A 19,476-nucleotide genomic window follows, 5' to 3' on the forward strand; every position below is an offset into this window, starting at 1 on the left:
CGAACAGATCAAGGCTGGAGGCATCATGAACACCCGTTTCATCCTCTCCGCGCTCGCCCTGCCGGTCTTGGCGCTATCTGCGTGCAACGCGTCCGCTCCCCTGCCAAACCGCCGCTCGAAGGCGCGCGGATTGGCGGCGCCTTCACGCTGACCGACCAGAACGGGCAGTCGGTCACCGAGCGCAACTTCGCAGGCAAATACCGGATCATGTATTTCGGTTACACCTTCTGTCCCGATGTGTGTCCAACGGATGTCCAGGCGATCGGCGCAGCGGTAAAAAGCTGGAATCGAGCGACCCCGCGCTCGCCGCGAAGATCGTGCCGGTGTTCGTGACGGTCGATCCGGCGCGCGATACGCCTGCGGTGCTCAAGCAGTTCGTCTCGGCGTTTCACCCGCGGATGGTCGGTTTGACCGGTACCGACGACCAGATCGCCAAGATCAAGACCGAGTATGCTGTGTATTCGAGCAAGGGCGACCCATCGCCGGGTGGCGGCTACCTCGTAAACCACTCGCGCCAGGCCTATTTGATGAGCCCGGACGGCAAGCCCCTCGCTTTGCTGCCGCAGGAACAAGGGCCCGACGCGGTGGTGACGGAAATCAAGCGCTGGGCCCGATGAGCGCGCGCTTCTGGGAAGACACGCCGATCGACCAGCTCGATCGCGGCCAGTGGGAAGCATTGTGCGACGGTTGCGGCAAATGCTGCATCCACAAGCTCGAGGACGAGGATACCGGCGAGCTCGTCGCGACCAATGTCTCGTGCCGCCTGCTCGATCGCCGCAGCGGGCAATGCTCCGATTACCGCCACCGTCACGCCTATGTTCCCGAGTGCGTTCGGCTGACGACGGGCAACGTCCGCGGGATCGACTGGCTGCCATCGACCTGCGCGTACCGCCTACGCGCGGCGGGCGAGCAATTGCCCGAATGGCATTACCTCGTCTGTGGCGACCGCGAGGCCGTCCACCGCGCCAAGCAATCGGTCCGCGGCTGGACGATCAGCGAGGACGAGGCCGGTGAGCTCGAATATCACGTGATCGATCGCGAGCTTTAAGACGGTGATCGAAGGCCTGGAGATCGTCCGCCACCCGCGAGCCCGCCGCGCGCGACTGTCGATCGATCCCGCGAGCGGCCGGGCAAAGCTCGTCCTGCCCAAACGCGCGGCGCTGAAGCAGGCACTGGCCTGGGCGGAGGACAAGGCGGGCTGGATCGCCGAACAGCGCGCCTTGCTCCCCTCACCGCGTCCGTTCGTGCCCGGTGCGGTCCTCACCGTCGCTGACGAACCGCTGACGATCGAATGGACCCTCGGAAGCCGCCGCACCGTCGTTCGCGAAGGCTCGGTGCTGTCGCTGTCAGGCCCGCCTGAAACAATCCCGCGGCGCGTCGAAGCCTGGCTGAAACGCACCGCGCTCGCAGTGCTGGAAACCGAAACCGCCGAATATGCCGCCAAGGCGAAGGTCAGCGTCGCGCAGGTCGCGGTCGGCGATGCCAAGGGCCGCTGGGGCAGTTGCGCGTCGAGCGGCGTCATCCGCTACAGCTGGCGGCTGATCCTTGCGCCAAGCTGGGTCCGCCGCGCCACCGTCGCGCACGAGGTCGCGCACCGCGTCCACATGAACCACGCACCGGTGTTCCACGCGCTGGTCGAGCAGCTCTACGGCGAAGACCCGACGCCCGCGCGCGTCTGGCTACGCACGCACGGCGCGGAGCTTCACTGGTTTGGACGGTCTTCCTGAGGGCGCTCGCTCTGGAAACGCTGCGTCTGGACCTGATCGCGCGGCACGTCGCGGGTTAGCGGCTGGCGTCCTGCCGGTTGCTCCTGACGCGGCCGCTCACGCCCGGTGACGCGATCGATCCAGTCCTGGTTCAACTGCTGCGGCGGTGCCGCCGGCGTTTCAGGCTGGTCCGCATCCGGGCGCGGGATCGTGTCGCCGGTCTGTGCATCGGTTGGGACGGGCGCCGCGTCCTGCTCGATTGGATTGCCGTCTGCGTCGACCGCCATCTGGCCGTTGTCGGGCTGGCCGAAATAGCTCTGCTCGTCGGGTTCGAGCTGCCATTCGGGCAACGTCACCTGCGTATCGAACTGTTCGATCGGACGGCTTGCGGTCGCAGGTTTCATGAACGCCGCCCAGGCCTTGGCTGGCGCGGTGCCGCCGTGCAGGCCGGCAATCGGCTTGGCATCGTCACGCCCCATCCACACGCCCGTCGTGATCCCGCTCGAGAAGCCCAGGAACCAGCCATCCTTCGACGCGGTGGTCGTGCCGGTCTTGCCCGCGACCGGCCGACCGATCTGCGCGGCGCGGCCGGTGCCGGTGTTGACCGCGGTCTGCAACAGGTCGGTCATCTCGGCGGCGACATAGGGTGCGACCAGCACATGGCTGCGGTCGACCTCGTGCGTGTAGATCGTCTGGCCGTTCGCGGTGACGCGCGTGATCCCGTACGGCGTCACCGCGACGCCCTTGTTGGCGACGGACGCGAACGCGCGCGTCATGTCGATCACGCGGACCTCCGAGGTGCCCAGCACCATCGAAGGATGCACGTTGACCGGGGTGGTGATCCCGAACCGGCGCGCCATGTCGGCGACCGTGTTGAATCCGACCTCCTGGCCGAGTTTCGCCGCCACCGTGTTGAGCGAATAGGCGAATGCGGTGCGCAAGCTGACCGCGCCGGAATTGCGGCGGGAATCGTTGCGCGGGCTCCAGCCCTGAATCGTGACGGGTTCGTCGACGATCGAGTCCTCCGGCTTGTGGCCCGCCTCGAGTGCGGCGAGGTAGACGAACAGCTTGAACGACGAGCCCGGCTGGCGGACCGCCTGCGTCGCGCGGTTGTAGATCGACGAAACATAATCCTTGCCGCCGACCATCGCGCGTACTTCGCCGCCACGGTCGAGTGCCACCAGCGCGCCTTGCGCTCCGGGTGGTGCATTCGCCCGGATCGCGTCATCGGCCTGGCGCTGCATCGTCAGGTCGAGCGTGGTCCAGACTTCGAGCGGTTCGGTCGTCTCGTCGATCAGCGTATCGAGCTGTGGCAGCGCCCAGTCGGTAAAGTAACGGACGCTGTTCTGCTTGGGCTCCGGTGCAAGCTTAAGCCCGCTGACATCGGCATCGGCGGCCTGCTCGGCGGTAATTGCGCCCGTCTCGCGCATCGTCTCCAGCACAACACCCGCGCGGCCCACCGCAGCTTCGGCATCGGCGGTCGGCGAGTAATTCGATGGTGCCTTCACGAGGCCTGCAATCACCGCAGCTTCGGCAAGGCTTAGATGGTCCGCGCCGTGGCCGAAGAATTTTCGGCTAGCGGCATCGATTCCGTAGGCACCTCCGCCATAGTACACCTTGTTCAGATAGAGTTCGAGGATCTGGTCCTTGCTGAACTTCCATTCGAGCGCAAACGCCAGGATCGCCTCGCGGAATTTTCGTCCGAACTTCTTCTGATTGTTGAGGAAGACAGTGCGCGCAAGCTGCTGCGTGATCGTCGATCCGCCTTGCGTCCAGTGGCCGCGATCGTACCGCACCTTCACCGACCGCGCGACGCCGACCGGATCGATGCCGATATGCGAGCGAAAGCGGCGGTCCTCGACCGACACGGTCGCGTCGCGCATCACCTGCGGAATCTGCGAATAGGGCAGCCATTCGCCGAAACTCGGCCCCATCGACACGATCACCGTGCCATCGGCGGCATGGACGCGGATCATCTGGCCGTTGGGCGACGATTTGAGGCTGTCGAAGCTCGGCAGCTGCGACATCGCGACATACACCGCGATCGCCAGCGCGCCGAGCGCGAGCAGGCCTACCCATATGCAAACCTGAAGAAAGACGACCAACCGCCGACGCCAGCGTGACGCCGGGGTAGACGGGGGCCGACGGGACGGTGAAGCAGAACGCGTACTGGCCATGTGGCCGCAGAATTACGCGTTCCGTTGCTGCCCTACAAGCGCGATCAGGCCGCAGCGTTCGCTTTGCGTGGTCGGAATTCGAGCGACAGCGAATTCATGCAATAGCGCTGGCCGGTCGGTGGCGGCCCATCGGGGAAAACATGGCCCATATGGCTGTCGCAACGTGCACACCGCGTTTCGATGCGCGTCATGCCGTGGCTGCGATCGGCGTGATCGGTGACGGCGTCGGGGCCGATCGGCCTCGTAAAGCTCGGCCAGCCCGAACCGGAATCATATTTGTCGGCACTGTCGAACAACTCGTTGCTGCACGCCGCGCACCGGTAGATTCCGTCGGCCTTGTTGTCGTTGAGCGCCCCTGCGAACGCACGCTCGGTGCCGGCCTCGCGCAGCACGTGATATTGTTCTGGCGTGAGCCGCTTGCGCCACTCGGCCTCGGAAAGATTTAGCTGGTCCATGACTATGCATCTCGTGCTGGCGGGACGGATTTCAAGACTGGCTCATTCTGGTTGCGTTGGCGATGACCTGGATCAGTGAGGGGCGCAGCAACGGTAGCAGCCACGTCGCGCGTTCGCTCTCGGCGATATGGCGGACGATGCTGGCGATACCGATAGGGCGAGCCAGGCGGCGGGCGAAGTCGGCCTGCCAGATGACCCCTGCTTCGGAGCCGCCTTTTGCGTAGGCGGCGGATGCCGCGACTCCGCTGGCGAGCGCGATCCCCATGCCTTCGCCGGCGAGCGAGGGGATGACGCCGGCCTGATCACCGAGCCGGAACACCGCGTCGACGCCGGTACGTTGGCGCCAGCCATAGGGGACATTGGCGATCGCATCGATCGAGGCATTGGGGGGATCAGCGCGACCCATTCACCAAGTGCGGGCATCTCGCGGCCGAGCGCTTCGAGCAGTTGTGTGGGGGATCCGGCGGCCTGAAGCCGCGAGCGGTGTACCGCCATGCACAGGTTCGCGGTGCCGTCCTCCTGCATTGCCAGTCCTGCATAGCCGCGGTCGAACAGATGCAACTCGATGCTGCCCGCGAGCGATTGGGCCAGAGCCGGTGAGGGGGTGACGCGTACCCGTATTCCCAGGGTCGGATCATCGCCGCGCGCCTCCTCGGGGCGGGCCATGCCGCGAACGTCGTGTTTGCCGCTCGCGAGGAACAGCGCGTCGGTCGCGATCGTCGCACCATCGGCGAGGCGCACGGTCGTGCCATCGATCTCGCGGACGGTGACACCGCGCTCGATCGGCGTTCCAAGCCGCTTGGCTTCGGCCAGTAGGACGGTATCGAGGCGGTGGCGTGATACCGAGACTGCCGGGTGGGGCAGGGCAGCTTCCGCGCGGCGGTTGCCTGCAAAGATACGTGCGCGCGTCACGCGCTGCGGATTGAGCGTATCGGGATCGATCTCGAGCCCGGCCAGCGTCTCGAGCGTCCGCCAGCTCAGGAACCCGCCGCAGATCGCATCGCCCGTCTCACGCGATCGCTCGATAAGCAGGTGCGGTCGCCCAGCGCGCGCGAGGCCAATCGCAGTCGCGGCCCCGGCGAGCCCGCCGCCGACTATCAGCGCAGGCGTTCGACGCATAACCGGAACGGAAAGATGCGGCGGACCTTCGCCTGGGTGACGCCGGCTTCCGCGAGCAACGGTGGCCATTCGTCGGGACGATAGCTGCGCGCGATCGACAGTGTGCCGTCATGCCGGACGATCGGGTGCCAGCGCGCGAGCGTGGCCAGGATCGGGAACCCCCAGTGTGCGAACCCGTGGCGGAGGAGATCGTTGACGAACCACCCCGCGGTCGCGTGGCGCTCCATGAACCGTAAAAACGCGACGAGCTGGTCGTGCGTCATGTGATGCGCGACGAGACTGCTGACGATCACGTCCCAAGGTTCGTCGGCGAGATCGGCATAGTCGCCCGTGACATAACGGATATCGCCGCCGTGCACGCGCGCCGCCTGCTCGCTGCGCGGGTTGAGATCAACGCCGACGAGATCAGCCTCGATGCCTTTCGCCTTTGCCCAGCGCGCGATCCGCCGCAGCATATCGCCGTCACCGAAACCCACATCGAGCAACCGGAATCGTGTCCGCCCTTTGATCGCCCGATCGAGGAAATCGAGCGTCGGTCGGCGCGCCATCGTCACGGTGTTCACGGTCGCTAAATCGCCGACCACATCGGCATAAGTCGCTGCGTCGAGATCGTCGGCGTCCATCAGCTCTTCGGCCTGGCTGCGAACGGCTAGGCTGGATGATGCGAGGCTCATACCGCGCTCCGGAACCCGAAGCCCTCCGCCGCCAGGCCCGGCCCGAACGCCAGCGCGACGCCGCGCCCGATCGGCGGCCCGGCCAGGAGGCGTTCGAACACGAACATCAACGTCGCCGACGACATATTGCCATTGTCCGCCAACACCTGACGCGACGCCGCCAGCGCCTCAGGGTTCAGATGCATCGCATGCTCGACCGCGTCTAGGATCGATCGCCCGCCGGCATGGACCGCCCAGCCGTCGATCGTCTCGGGCGGCTGGCCGTCGCTGACGATCGTTCGGAATGCGGCATCCGCGAGCGCGGTCGCGATCCGCGCGGGCACCTCGCCCGACAGATGCATTGCGAACCCCGCATCGGTGACGTCCCAGCGGATCAGCGTTTCGGTATCGGGCAGCGCGGCGGCGAACGGCGTGCCGAGTTCGATCCCGGTCGCGTCCGCAGTGACCAGCGCGGCCGCGGCGCCGTCGCCGAACTGGAGCATCGCCAGCAACGGCTCGATGTCGTTGGCAGGTTGGAGATGCAGCGTCGAGAGTTCGACCGTCACGACGAGTACGCGCGCCTTGGGCTCGGAGCGGACGATGTGACGCGCGTTACGCAGCGCAACGACCGCCGCGTAGCATCCCATGAAGCCGATCAGCAGCCGTTCGACGCTGGGCGACAGCCCAAGCCGGCGCGCGATGATCTGGTCGATGCCGGGCGCGACGAAGCCGGTGCAGCTCGCCACCACCAGATGCGTAATGCCCTCGACGGCGATCTGCTTGCGCAACGCCTCGATCGCGCGGATCGCCAGAGCGGGCGCATGCTCGGCGTACAGCGTCATTCTTGCAGCCGTGCCGGGATGTGGTTCGGTTGCGTAAAAACCAGCATCGTCGACTGGCGAGCCGCCATCCGCGGTCGGCGGCAAGACCGACCAGCGATGCGCGATACCCGACCGTGAGGCCATCCGGTCGAACACCTTGGTCGATCGCGCACCGGTCCGCTCGCGCGCCCAGGCGATGAACGCTGCGTGGATGTCATGATCGGGAACAGCGGTCCCGACAGCGTTTAAATACGCAGGCAGTTGCTGAGAGGTGTCGGTTGGTGGAGCGGGCATGGAAACGGGTACGACGTCCTTTCATCCACGTGCGAGGACACGTGGGTCGAACACTCAACGCACGGTCGACGAACATAGACGTCGCGGCGGCCGACAATCCGCATGCTTCCCCGAAAACAACTCGCGTCGCAATCCGTCATGTTCATCTGAAAAGTCGTAAACGGCGAATTGCCGCAGCCACCACCGTCACGCCAGATCGCATGGTCAGTCGCAGCCGACGCTTTCGAGATGGTCGTGTCCGACCCCGTATTTTTCCTCGACCAGCGCCATCGCGAAACCAACATAGGCCGCGATTGCATGGTCCTCAGACGCTTCCAGCGCAGCGCACGCCTCTTGCAGTAGCGCATATATTCGAGTCGCGGCCATCAATGGATCCCCTTGCAAGCTGATGTCCTCAAACACAGGTGGTTTCAGGCATCCTATCGCGGTGGATCGAAAGTATACCATAGTATTGATGGCGGATAGGTGTGTGAATTGCGCCAAATCAATACAGATAAAACCACAATGGTTAGTTAGATTCAATCTATTGCACCCACAATGGCGCGCATACCCCGGTCAAATGTGAAAATATCGCTTCAATGTGTAGGGTTATACCGGAAACAGTCCATTTTTGCATGGAAACTGCCGATAATCCTGTCATGTTGACGTGGAGTTTGCGCTGACAATGGTCCCGCGGTGCTACCCGCTGAAAAGGACGGCAAAGGCGGTGCGACCCGTCCGATGTACCGGATCAATGGGTCGATTACCTCGTTGAAGACGGACAAGGGAGTGTTTGGTGAAGAACGAGTCGGTAGTTGATTTGATCAAGGATCTGACCGCCAAGCTTTCGGCGGTCGCTGAAGAATTCAACGGCCGCGTTGCCCATGCTGCGGATCCGGAACCAGTCGGTGCCGAGCCCAGTGAGACGGAACTCGTAGCGCACGCCGAGGCGGTGCTTGCCGATCGACGGCTGCGACGTCGTTTCCTACCCCGAGCTATTTCACGAGCCAGCCTGGGATATGTTGCTCGCCCTGTTCGTATCGCGGGATGAACGCCAGCCGATGAACATCAAGGCGCTGGTCAGCATGTCCGATGCGCCGGTTACCACGTCCCAGCGCTGGATCGAACATCTGCACAAGCTGAAGCTGATCGATCGGGTAATCGACCCTACAGATCGGCGACGTGTCGAAATTTCGCTGAGCCATAGTGGCGACCAGGCGATGCGCGGTTATCTTCGCGCGCTGCGTCGCCGCTGATCCGGGCATTTTGATAGGCCTATTTCGACTTTATATCGGAATAGAGACAAAAACGTAGCAGATCGGGTCGATTGATCCTGACTGATTTATCATAACCGATTTAGTCGCAAATATGTCAAGTTTGCTCATAAAACATACCGTTACGATTTCGTAGCATTTGATTAAGGCCAGGTGCTTGATCTGTTCCCCATCAAAGGGTGGGGAACACATTGCGCGCAGGCGTCATCTTGAAGATACGGGCAAATACAAGTCGGACCCGTGCGAGCGTCGCTGCGCTCTTCGTGATCGTCATGATCGCGACCGGCTTCGCTATGGCCGCCGCCCCGTCCGCCGCACGCGCGGAAAGCCTGGCGGGCACCGTGATCTTCAACACCGCTAATCTTCGGTACGATATGGACGGTGGCACCCGGTCCGTCACCTCGAACACGGTCACGCTGATCGTCGCCGAACGGCTCGACACCCGCCTGGTGCGCGAAGGGCAGGGCGTGATCACGGTTGCGTCGCCGCCCGCACTGCCCACGATCATCCCGTTCGTCCTGACCAATGCCGACAATGGGACCGAATCGTTCGTGCTGGCGACCAGCATCTCGTCCCCAGCGATGACGTTGCGCACGCTGGCGATCGATGCCGATGGCAACGGACGCTATGATCCTGCCATCGACCTCCCACCGGTCGACGCGACGGTACCGGCGCTTGCGCCGGGCCAGTCGATCACGGTGTTCGCGGTCCTGGTCGGGACCGCGGAACAGTCCGTCGCCGATGCCACACTGACCATGACCGCGCGGGCGCTGACCGGGTCGGGTGTGCCAGGAAGTGGCTATGCCGGTCGCGGCGACGGTGGCGGCGACGCGGTCGTCGGGCCGACCGGTGCCACTGCCAGCGTGGTCGTCCCACTGGCCAGCGCACGTGCCGGTCCTGCGTTGATCAAGAGCCAGTCGGTGCGCGCCGCCGATGGATCGCAGAACGCGGTTCGCGATTCGGTCATCACCTATACGCTCGAGGCGCGCTTCACCGATGCCGTCACCGGCGCGCGGATCGCGGATCCAATCCCGGCGGGCACGGTTTTCGTCCCCGGCAGCCTGACGCTCGATGGCGCGCTGCTGAGCGACGCCGCGGACGGCGACGCAGGCCGCTTCGATGCGACCGGCGGCGCACCGGCTGATGGCGCGCAAGGTCCGGGCATCGCCGTCGCGCTCGGGCAGGTCGCCGCGGCGTCCGTCCACACCGTCCAGTTCAAAGCCAAGATACAATGAGGAGCATAGTCATGATCACGCGTCCGATGATTGCCGCCGTCCTGGCGGCCACCGCTGCCGCCGCCTCCGCGGCCGCAGGGCCGTTGCAGGTCACCAGCAGTATCCTGGTCGAAAGCCGCGCCGCAGCCGCCGACGGCACCACGCGGATCGCGCTGGTGAAACCGTCGAAGGTGACGCCGGGCGACAAGGTCATCTTCGTACTCGCCTATCGCAACACCGGTACGCAGCCACTGAGCAACGTGGTGCTCGACAATCCGTTGCCGCGGCAGATCGCCTATCGCTCGGCCAATCCCGGCTCGCCGGCACCCGACGTGTCGGTCGACGGCAAGACTTTCGGTTCGCTCGCCACGCTGCGCGTCCGCAGCCTCGACGGCAGCACGCGCCCGGCGAGCCCCAACGATGTCACCAGCGTCCGGTGGCGCCTCGCAAGCCCGTTAGCGGCCGGTTCGCAAGGTCAGTTCGCGTTCCAGGCCGTCCTGAAATGAGTGCGCCTCCGTCGACCCAGCTCTCGCAATCTACACAGAAGGAATAATTCGGAATGTACGCAAAAGGGGTAATTCGCACGCTGATGGCCGGAACGGCTGCGGTCGTGTCGCTTGGTATCGCGACCAATACAGCCAGTGCGCAGGCACCGGGGCCCGCCGGCACTGCCGCCGGCACGTCGGTCACCAACACTGCGCAGGCCAGCTACTCGGTCAACGGCGTCCAGCAGTCGGCGACGTCGAACACGACGAGCTTCGTGGTCGATCGCAAGGTCAACCTGACCGTGATCGCGAACCAGCCGAACAACACACAGGTGGCGATCGGCCAGACCGCGGCGGTTACGACGTTCAAGGTCACCAACAACACCAACGGCACGCAGGATTTCCTGTTGTCGTCGAGCCAGACGCCGATCACGAACCTGTTCACCGGCGACAATTTCGACGTGACCAATATCCACATCTACGTCGATTCGAACGGCAACGGCACCTATGACGCCGGGACCGATACCGTGACCTACATCAACGAGCTCGGTGCCGATCAGTCGGCGGTCGTCTTCATCGTCGCCGACATTCCCAACAACCAGGCTAACGCGCTTGCCGGCATCACGCTGATCGCACAGGTCGCGGCGGGTGGTGATACAGCCGCGCAGGGCTTGCCGCTGGCGGCCAGCGTCGCCCCGAACGACGATGCTGTCGTCGATGTGGTCTTTGCCGACAACGACTCCGATGGCCTTGGCGGCGACGTTGCGCTGAACGGGCAGGGCCGCGCGTCGCTCGGCTACGAAATCACCACGCGCAATGTCGCTTTGAGCGTCGCCAAGTCGCAACTGGTGCTGAACGATCCGGTCAACCTTGCCCTTTCGCCAAAAGCTATCCCGGGCGCGGTCGTGCAATATTGCCTGATCGTCAACAACGGCACGGTCGGCACGCCGGCGTCCAACGTCGTGCTGACCGACGTCATCCCGGCCAACACCACCTATGTCACGAACTCGCTCTCGATCGGTGCGATCGCGCTCGGGAATACGTGCCTGCTGACGGGGATCGTCGGCGGCGTCCCGTTGGCGGACGACGGATCGGTGACCGTGCCGGTGCTCAACTATACCGGCTCGTTCAACACGAACACGAAGACGGTGAATGCGACGATCCCGGTTCTGCTCGGCGGGACATCGGTCGCAGCGACGTTCCGCGTGACGATCAACTAAGCCCACACCCTCGCACCCGAAAGGACCGACCGATCCCGGCACGCGTGAAGGACGCGTGCCGGGAGCGGACCCTTGATGCCCAGCTTCCGCCGCCTTTTGCGCCTGTGCGCCCTATTCCTGACGCTGATCGGGCTTGTCATCGGTATCCTGCCGGCAAGCGCCCAGACGCGTATCCAGAATACCGCGACGCTGTCGTTCGACAACGCGGCCAGCGACTCTGGCGTGCGTACGATCCCGTCCAACACGGTCGCGCTCGACGTGAACCGCGCCAAGCGTCCGACGACGCTCACCTTTCGCCTGCCGCCGCCGAATTACGAGCTGACCGGCGCCAAGTGCCAGACCGCGCCATCGCTCCTGTTCACGCCGTCGCCGATCGACGCTGCGACCTATGCCGCATCGCCCTGGGTCGCCGCGGTCGACATCTACGCGGACATGATCCTCGTGCTCGACAACCAGGCCGGCAACCACGATCCCGACCTGCGCGAGACGTCGGTCATCGATGTCGACGTCGGCACGATCCACACGACGCTGACCTTGACCGAAACCGCCGTCGACAGCGGGATCTTCGCCGGCGGCATCCCCGCCAGCGCGACCGGCAAGCATCCCGAACTCGCCGCGTGCGACATTCGCAACCAGCGCGGCGCGACGATCAAGCTCAGCTTTTCCGAAGACGGCTACAGCCTCGCTTCGATGGCGGCGCTGCTGATCGACCCGGCCGGCTACACCTTCGATTCGCGGACCGGCGCGCTGATCGACGGCACGACCGTGTCGCTGGTCGACGAGACAGGCCAGCCCGCGACCGTGTTCGGGGACGACGGCGTCAGCCGCTATCCTTCCACCGTCGTCACCGGCGAAGCGGTCACCGACGCCGGCGGCCGCGTCTATCCTGGCGAGACCGGGCGCTATCGTTTCCCGCTGACGGCGCCGGGGCGCTATTTCATCAAGGTCGCGCCACCCGGTACCTATACCGCGCCCTCCACCGTCGACCGCGCCACGCTGGCAGCGCTCAAGGACCCGCAGGGCAGGCCGTTCATTCTCAACGACACGAGTTTCGGCGGCTCGCTGACGCTGTCGACACCCGAGCCGTTCTCCGCCGACATCCCTCTGGACAGCCCCGGCGCGGGCACGCTGCTGCTGACCAAAGTCGCCTCCGTGCGCGAGGCGTCGCCGGGCGATTTCGTCCAGTATCTGCTGCGGATCACCAACCGTGACTCTGTCCCGGCCCGCGGGCTCCATGTCGCCGACACGCTGCCCCGCGGCCTGCGCTACGAACGTAATTCCGCGCGCGGCGGGGACGAGCCGACCGTGTCGAGCGATGGCCGCAGCCTCGATTTCGTCATCCCGGTGCTCGCCGCCGGTGCCTCGACCGAACTGAAATACGTCGTCAGCATCGCGCCGGGCGCCCCGACCGGCGAAGCGCTCAATCGTGCGCGCGTCGCCGGGCAGGGCACCATCACCAGCAACGAAGCCGCGGCGTCCGTGCGTCTACGCCCGCTGCTGTTCACCGACGCGATGACGATCATCGGCCGCGTCACCGAAGGGAATTGCGGCGATCCCGTCGACAAGCGCAGGGGCGTGGCCGGCATTCGCCTGCTGATGGAGGACGGCACGTTCGTCGCCACCGACCGCGACGGGCTGTACCATTTCGAGGGCGTCCGCGCTGGGCGTCACGTCGTCCAGATCGACACGTCGAGCATCCCCGCGACGCACGCGCCGGTCGCCTGCGATATCGACACGCGCCAGGCGAACAGCCCGATCTCGCGCTTCGTCGAGGGCGCCAATGATGGTGGGGGCGGGTTGCTGAAGCGCGTCGACTTCCAGCTGAAGCCGACCGGCAAGGCCAAGGCGGCGGATGCCGGCCTTCCCGTCGCGGTCGCGGATGCCGCTGTCGCTGCGGGGAGCCGCGACTGGCTGACGGGCGAACAGGCGGCCGGCATCGACTGGCTGTTCCCGAGCGCCGACCATAATCCCCGCGCGCCGATCGTCCGCGCGGTCATCAAGCACATGCCGGGTCAGCGCGTCGCGCTCACGATCAACGGCAAGCAGGTCGAGCCGCTCGCGTTCGACGGCACCGACACGCGCGATGGCACCGATATCGCGGTATCGCGCTGGACCGGTATCCCGTTGACCGACGGCGACAATCGCCTCGATGCGCGCATTCTTGCCGCCGACGGTAGCGTCGTGAAGACCCTCCAGCGCGTCGTGCATTATGCCGGCGCCGGCGTCCGTGCGGTGTTCGACGCGGCCAGCAGCCGGCTTGTCGCCGATGGCCTGACCCGCCCGCTGGTCGCGGTCCGCGTCACCGACAAGACCGGTCGCCCGGTCCGCGCCGGCACGCTCGTCCCGTTCACCGTCGACCAGCCCTATACCGCCGCGGTCGAGGCCGAGCTCGAACAGGGGCGCCAGCTTGCCGGCCGCGAACGCTCGTCCACCACCGCGCAGGTGGTCGGTGACGACGGGTTGGCCTTCATCGCCCTCCAGCCGACCACGCAGGCCGGCGCGGTTCACGTCGTCGTCTCGCTGACCGAGGATAAGGTCGTCCACGCCAACGAGGTTCGCGCCTGGCTCGCAGCGTCCGCCAAGGACTGGGTCGTGGTCGGGTTCGGCGCAGGCTCGCTTGGCTACGACATGCTCAGCAAGCGCCAATCGGGCCTGCCGCGGTCGCAGCGCAACAGCGTCGTCACCGACGGCCAGCTCGCTTTCTACGCCAAGGGTCGCGTCAAGGGCTCATGGCTGGCGACGATCGCCTATGACAGCGATCGCAAATACGATCCCGACCGCGGGCTGCTCGGCACGATCGACCCCGACCGCTATTACACCGTCTATGGCGACGGTTCGCGCCAGGGCTATGATGCGACAACCCGCCGCAAGCTGTACCTGCGGCTCGAGCGTCGCGAATTCTATGCGCTGTTTGGCGATTTCGAGACCGGTTTCACCGACGCGCAGCTGACCCGCTACAGCCGTACGCTCAACGGCGTGAAGGCGGCGTACGAGGGCAAGCGGGTGCGCGCGACCGGGTTCGCGGCGAACACCGACACGCTGTATTCGCGCGACGAGATCCAGGGCAACGGCCTGAGCGGGCCATACCGGCTGTCGGGGCGCAACATCGTCCCGAACAGCGACAAATTGCGGCTCGAGACGCGCGACCGCTTCCGCTCCGAGCTGATCGTCTCGAGCACCGAACTGACCCGCCACATCGACTACGACATCGATACGTCGATGGGCACGGTCCGCTTCCGCCAGCCGATCCTCAGCCGCGACGGCAATTTGAACCCGATCTTCATCGTCGCGGATTACGAGGTCGAGGGCGGCAAGTCGTCGAAGCTCGCCGCCGCTGGGCGCGTTGCGACCAAGCTGGCCGATGGCCGGGTCGAGGTCGGCGTCGCGGTCATCCGCGACGAGACCGTCGGCAAGGCCACCGTGCTCGGCGCCGATATCAAGGCGCGCGTGACCGCCACCACCGAACTGCGCGGCGAGATCGCCAAGGGTGGGCGGCAGGGGCTGGGGCAGGGGCTCGCCTATCTCGCCGAGGTCGATCATCATGGGACGAAGCTCGACCTGCTCGCGTATGCACGTCAGCAGGATACCGCGTTCGGCGTTGGCCAGCAGAACCTTGTCGAAGCGGGTACGCGCAAATTCGGGCTCGATGGTCGCCTGCGGCTGACCGACCGGATCAGCCTGACGGGGGTCGCCTGGCACCAGCAGCAACTCGACAGCGCGGGGACGCGGACCGCCGCGGACGTCCGCCTCGAATATCGGCGCAACACGGGCACGATCTTCGTCGGCGGCCAGTATGCGGCGGATCGCGGCATCGACGGCAAGGACCGCGACAGCCGGCTGCTCACGCTCGGCGGCAGCCAGGCGCTGTTCGGCGACACGCTGACGGTGACCGGTCAGACGCAGTTTGCGCCCGGCGGCGACAGCGACAGTGTCGACTTCCCGGTGCGCCACCAGATCCAGCTCGCCTACCGGATCAAGCCCGGCATCCGCCTGATCGGCGGGTATGAGATCGCCAATGGCGACGGCTATGTCGCGCATACCAAGCAGTTCGGCGTCGACGTCGCGCCTTGGACCGGTGCCAAGCTGATGAGCACGCTCAACCAGCAGGCGATCGGCGAGAACGGCGCGCGGACCTATGCGCAATACGGCCTCAGCCAGTCGGTGCCGCTCGGCAAGCACTGGACGGTCGACGGCACGCTCGATGCCAGCAACACGCTGAACGGCAAGATTCCCGACGGTGCGGTGGTCAATGCGTTCCAGCCGGTCACCTCGGGCGGTTATGTCGGGCAGGACCAGACCAACGGCGATTACGCTGCGATGACGCTGGGCGCGACCTATCGCCAGGCACGCTGGTCGGTGAACGGGCGGCTCGAATACCGCAATGCCGACAGCGGCGATCGCTGGGGGATCACCACCAACTTCCTGCGCACGCTGGGGCAGGGCAAGACGCTCGCGTCGAGCATCAAGGCGTACACGATCACCGACAAGAGCGGCGCGGTCGCGACCTATGCCACCGCCGATCTGGCGCTTGCGTTCCGCCCGCTCGACAGCCGCTGGTCGGTGCTCGAACGGCTCGAGCTGCGGCATGAGAGCGCGGATGCGGGGTTTACCGACTCCAATGCCCTCGGCGTACCCGCCTATGGCGGCGGCGATCAGGTGACGTCGCGGATCATCAACAACCTCGCGGTGAACTATCGCACCGGTCCGGAAGGGCTCGGCCACGGCACCGAGGCGACGCTGTATTACGGCGCGAAATACGTCGCGGGACGGTTCGCCGACGACACCTATGACGGGTATATCGACGTCACCGGGTTCGAGCTGCGCCAGGATGTCGGCACGCGGTTCGATATCGGCGTGAGCGGATCGGCACAGCATGCCTGGTCGCGCGGCGCCTGGTCGTGGAGCGGCGGCCCATCGGTCGGCGTATCGCCCGCGCAGAACACGTGGATCACCGCAGGCTACAACGTGTCCGGCTACCGCGACCGCGATTTCGAGGACGACCGCTACACGCGGCAGGGGCCGTACGTGACGATGCGGTTGAAATTCGACCAAGCGACGATCGGTGGCGCAACGCGCGCGCTGTTCGGCGGGCGGGGATAATACAGGGAGAGAGACCTATGCCGACGCCGAACCAACCCGTCCCAATGCCGCTGCCGCGCGACTTCACCGATCACGGCCCATGCGTCGAGGATCTCGCACGAGCATTCGCGATGCAGGACGCAGGGACGAGCGAGGCGTTGATCGAGACGCTGGCGACGCAGGCGATTCGCCAATGGCGGCTCGACGATGCGACGTTCTGGCAGCGGGTGAAATTCCAGGCGCGGATGATCCGGGCGAAGCAGGGGTCGTGGAGTTCGGACGAGCGGCACTGACCTGCTCCTCTCCCGCTTGCGGGAGGGGAATGTTGCCCGCCTATTTCTCGTCGGTGGTCAGCTTCACCTTGTTGGGGAGCTTCTTCCCCTTGGTCCGGCGCGAGGGCAGCTGGACCGGGTTCTTCTTTTCCACTGCGCAAACGTCATCGGGCCTTCGGGCGTGTCGATGATCGTGTCGTCGATCGAACTCATGCAAATTCCTCCAAGCAAGCCAACGCACACGCGCAGCAAGGGGGCCCTCGAAGGGGGTATTTACTCTCGTCAGAAAAAATGGTGCGGCCAAGAAGACTCGAACTTCCACGGGCTTTCGCCCACAACGACCTCAACGTTGCGCGTCTACCAGTTCCGCCATGGCCGCCCATGAAACATCACCGGGCGGACCCGGCATCTGGTAGGCGAGCGCCACTAGCAAGGGTTTGAACGCTACGCAACGGCCTTTGCGAAAAACCGTTCGTCCGGTACCGCAAACGATGCCCCGCATCCTTTTTCAACCGATACCAGAGCCGAAACGCGGCGCGTGCTCGCGTTGGCGTGGCCGGTGATGCTGACCAGCCTCAATTGGACGATCCTGCACGTCACCGACGTGATCGTCGTCGGGCTGGTCGGCGCGCACGAGGTGGCGGCGCTCGGCGCGAGCCGCTCGCTGACGTTCATCGCGATCGTCACCGGGCTTGCGTGGCTGTCGGGCGTCCTCGTGCATACCGCACGTGCCGATGGGGCGGGGGACCTGCCACGTACCGGGCAGGTGCTCCGCGAAGGGCTGGTGTTGGGGTTACTGCTCGGGCTCGTCGTAGGAGTCGTCATGTTCGTCTTCGCGGACGCGATGCTCGCCGGGATCGGTGTCGCGCCTGCGCTGGTCGAGCCGGCCGGGCGGGTCGTGCGGGTGATGGCGTTCACCTATCCGCCGCAGCTGATGATCGTCGCCGCCAGCTTCTTCCTGGAGGGCGTCAGCCGACCGCGGCGTGTCGCGGTGGTGAACTTGTCGATACTGCCGCTCAATGCGGTGCTGGCCTGGGCGATGTCGGGCGGCCATCTCGGGCTGCCGCCAATGGGAGCGGTTGGCGCAGCGACGGCGACCGCGATCGCGTCGGGGCTGGGGGCGGTCGGGATGATCGCGGCGGCGTTGACCCTGCCGCGCGCGAAGGAGCGCGGAGTTCGGCGAATCGACCTCGCGGCATGGCGCGGAGTGCCGGCCGGCATCGCCGCACTCGCGGTGTTCGGAATCGTCCCCGCCGTCGCGTCCGGCCTCGAACTTGCCGGCTTCTCGATCCTGATCGCGCTGTCGACGCAGTTCGGCGACAATGTCGCGCATGCGTTCCAGATCGTGTTCTCGGTTCACAACGTCACGTTCGGGTTGGCACTCGGCCTCGGCTCCGCTTGTGGTGTCCGCGTCGGCAATGCAGTCGGTGAGGGTAATCCCAAAGCGGGCATCTCCCGTGCGCTGATCGCGACCGGGCTGTCGATGCTCGCGCTCGGCCTGTGCGGCATCGTCCTGATCGTTGCGCGCGGGCCGATCGTCGCGGCGTTTCCGGCCGACCTCGCCACGCATACTGTCGCGCTGGCGATGCTACCGGTCTGGGCGCCGTTCATCCTGTTCGACGGCGCGCAAGTGGTGCTGGTCTACGCGCTCCGCTCGCTCGGCGATCAGGTCGTCGCGGGCGTGAACAGCATCGTCGCGTATTTCGTCGTCACCGGCGGCGCGGGCTGGTGGATGGTGTACGCCGGTGTCGGCCCGATGGCGCTGGTCTACGCCTCTGGCCTTGGCATGCTGACCGCCGCGATCCTGCACGGCGGCCGCTTCTGGATCGTAAGCCGACGATTGCGGCGCTGACTCGATCCTCCCCTGACGGGGAGGGCTGACTTGATCCTCCCCGTCAGGGGAGGATCGTAGAGCTAGCGCGTCGCCTCACCCGCGAAGCTCAGTTCGAGCCGCTTCGAGTTGGGCGGCACGTTCAGCGTCGCCGAGTTGAAATCAACGGCACCGCCCGGTGCCAGCGTCCGCTGCTGCGGCGTGATCGTCCAGCTATACACCAGCCGTCCCTGCGCATCGCGGAGTTCGGCGCGGATATCGGGGACGCGCTGGCGCTGGTCCGACGGATTGGTCACCTGGCCGCTGACCGCGAACAGCTCCGAGCCGTTCTCCAGCTCGCGTCGCTCGATCGGATTGTCACGCAGCCGCAACGGCGTCTCTGCGCTGCCAAGCCCGAATCCCAGCTTGGCCACCACGCCCGGCGCGCCGAGATAAACGATCGATCCGACCGCGATCAGCATCAACAGCCCGGCCAGGACCGCGGCGACGGTCCACCACCGGGCCGTATTGCGCCGAGGCTTCAGCGGTGGCGTATACGGGGGCTGCTCGACGACCGACGTATAATCCGGGACGATGAATTCGGGAGGCGCAAAGGCTGGTTCCGGCGCGATCTGGGTTGGGGCCGGGGGCGCAGCGGAAAACGGTGTGAACCTCTCGACCGGGTCCGGCGTCCGCATCAGCGGCGCGAGCGGCGGCGGCACGGGCGCGAGCGGCGTCGCGGCCGGGATTTCTAGCGCATCCTCGATCACCGGTGCGGGCGCCTGGAACCAGCTATGTCGACAATTGGCGCAGCGCACGGTGCGTCCCTCGCCGCCGATCGCGCTGTCGGGGACCAGATAGCGCGTGCTGCACTCGGGACATTGGAGGATCATGGAGACGCTTCACCAGCGGCCGCCG

16 protein-coding genes, 1 tRNA gene and 1 pseudogene are annotated in these 19,476 nt (G+C 65.8%); 10 read left to right on the plus strand and 8 right to left on the minus strand.

Going from position 1 to position 19,476, the window contains the following annotated elements:
- Positions 1 to 25 precede the first annotated feature (25 nt).
- From QP164_RS15200 to QP164_RS15210, 3 genes and pseudogenes are all read left to right on the plus strand, one after another.
- Positions 26 to 617, plus strand: a pseudogene (locus QP164_RS15200) (SCO family protein).
- Positions 614 to 1,048: a YcgN family cysteine cluster protein gene (locus QP164_RS15205; RefSeq protein ID WP_133020171.1), complete on the plus strand. Its 435-nt coding sequence runs from the start codon at positions 614 to 616 to the stop codon at positions 1,046 to 1,048. The pseudogene QP164_RS15200 and the gene QP164_RS15205 overlap by 4 nt, the downstream one beginning before the upstream one ends.
- A 4-nt stretch (positions 1,049 to 1,052) precedes the next feature.
- Complete coding sequence (locus QP164_RS15210) at positions 1,053 to 1,727, plus strand: M48 family metallopeptidase (RefSeq protein WP_333923683.1); 675 nt, start codon at positions 1,053 to 1,055, stop codon at positions 1,725 to 1,727.
- On the opposite strand, the gene QP164_RS15215 is transcribed toward QP164_RS15210, so the two are convergent.
- The 6 genes from QP164_RS15215 to QP164_RS15240 form a co-directional block, all read right to left on the minus strand.
- Positions 1,703 to 3,883, minus strand: coding sequence for a PBP1A family penicillin-binding protein (locus tag QP164_RS15215; protein ID WP_435368380.1), 2,181 nt, complete (start codon positions 3,881 to 3,883; stop codon positions 1,703 to 1,705). The two genes, QP164_RS15210 and QP164_RS15215, sit on opposite strands and share 25 nt — an antisense overlap.
- A 44-nt stretch (positions 3,884 to 3,927) precedes the next feature.
- On the minus strand, positions 3,928 to 4,338 hold the full coding sequence (gene msrB, locus QP164_RS15220; protein ID WP_187502471.1) for a peptide-methionine (R)-S-oxide reductase MsrB: 411 nt from the start codon (positions 4,336 to 4,338) through the stop codon (positions 3,928 to 3,930).
- 72 nt (positions 4,339 to 4,410) lie between these two features.
- A complete protein-coding gene (locus QP164_RS15225; RefSeq protein WP_333923684.1) occupies positions 4,411 to 5,457 on the minus strand; it encodes an NAD(P)/FAD-dependent oxidoreductase in 1,047 nt (348 codons plus the stop codon).
- A complete protein-coding gene (locus QP164_RS15230; RefSeq protein WP_333923685.1) occupies positions 5,436 to 6,131 on the minus strand; it encodes a methyltransferase domain-containing protein in 696 nt (231 codons plus the stop codon). The genes QP164_RS15225 and QP164_RS15230 overlap by 22 nt, the downstream gene beginning before the upstream one ends.
- Positions 6,128 to 7,225 (minus strand): type III polyketide synthase, encoded by a 1,098-nt coding sequence (locus QP164_RS15235; protein ID WP_333923686.1) that lies wholly within the window; start codon positions 7,223 to 7,225, stop codon positions 6,128 to 6,130. Before QP164_RS15235 ends, QP164_RS15230 begins: the two co-directional genes overlap by 4 nt.
- 204 nt (positions 7,226 to 7,429) lie before the next feature.
- A complete protein-coding gene (locus QP164_RS15240) occupies positions 7,430 to 7,627 on the minus strand; it encodes a hypothetical protein (RefSeq protein ID WP_333923687.1) in 198 nt (65 codons plus the stop codon).
- 533 nt (positions 7,628 to 8,160) lie between these two features.
- On the opposite strand from QP164_RS15240, the gene QP164_RS15245 reads away from it, so the two are divergent.
- From QP164_RS15245 to QP164_RS15270, 6 genes are all read left to right on the plus strand, one after another.
- Positions 8,161 to 8,460, plus strand: a complete 300-nt coding sequence (locus tag QP164_RS15245) for a hypothetical protein (RefSeq protein ID WP_333923688.1) — start codon at positions 8,161 to 8,163, stop codon at positions 8,458 to 8,460.
- Between the two features lie 227 nt (positions 8,461 to 8,687).
- Positions 8,688 to 9,713 (plus strand): hypothetical protein, encoded by a 1,026-nt coding sequence (locus QP164_RS15250; RefSeq protein ID WP_132897359.1) that lies wholly within the window; start codon positions 8,688 to 8,690, stop codon positions 9,711 to 9,713.
- A gap of 11 nt (positions 9,714 to 9,724) precedes the next feature.
- A complete protein-coding gene (locus QP164_RS15255; protein ID WP_132897360.1) occupies positions 9,725 to 10,198 on the plus strand; it encodes a DUF11 domain-containing protein in 474 nt (157 codons plus the stop codon).
- A gap of 53 nt (positions 10,199 to 10,251) precedes the next feature.
- Entirely contained in the window at positions 10,252 to 11,397 is a 1,146-nt protein-coding gene (locus tag QP164_RS15260) for a DUF11 domain-containing protein (protein WP_132897361.1), read from the plus strand.
- A 75-nt stretch (positions 11,398 to 11,472) separates the two neighbouring features.
- Entirely contained in the window at positions 11,473 to 16,497 is a 5,025-nt protein-coding gene (locus QP164_RS15265; protein WP_333923689.1) for a hypothetical protein, read from the plus strand.
- A 17-nt stretch (positions 16,498 to 16,514) separates the two neighbouring features.
- Complete coding sequence (locus tag QP164_RS15270; RefSeq protein WP_333923690.1) at positions 16,515 to 16,769, plus strand: hypothetical protein; 255 nt, start codon at positions 16,515 to 16,517, stop codon at positions 16,767 to 16,769.
- Between the two features lie 271 nt (positions 16,770 to 17,040).
- On the opposite strand, the gene QP164_RS15275 is transcribed toward QP164_RS15270, so the two are convergent.
- Positions 17,041 to 17,127 (minus strand) — tRNA-Leu (locus QP164_RS15275).
- A 183-nt stretch (positions 17,128 to 17,310) separates the two neighbouring features.
- On the opposite strand from QP164_RS15275, the gene QP164_RS15280 reads away from it, so the two are divergent.
- On the plus strand, positions 17,311 to 18,600 hold the full coding sequence (locus QP164_RS15280) for an MATE family efflux transporter (RefSeq protein WP_333924280.1): 1,290 nt from the start codon (positions 17,311 to 17,313) through the stop codon (positions 18,598 to 18,600).
- Positions 18,601 to 18,662: 62 nt separating this feature from the next.
- Here the strand turns inward: QP164_RS15280 and QP164_RS15285 are convergent, their stop codons facing one another.
- A complete protein-coding gene (locus QP164_RS15285) occupies positions 18,663 to 19,451 on the minus strand; it encodes an MJ0042-type zinc finger domain-containing protein (RefSeq protein WP_333923691.1) in 789 nt (262 codons plus the stop codon).
- Between the last annotated feature and the right edge of the window lie 25 nt (positions 19,452 to 19,476).

This window comes from Sphingomonas sp. LR59 (genome assembly GCF_036855945.1).
In the GTDB taxonomy this organism is placed as follows: Bacteria; Pseudomonadota; Alphaproteobacteria; order Sphingomonadales; family Sphingomonadaceae; genus Sphingomonas.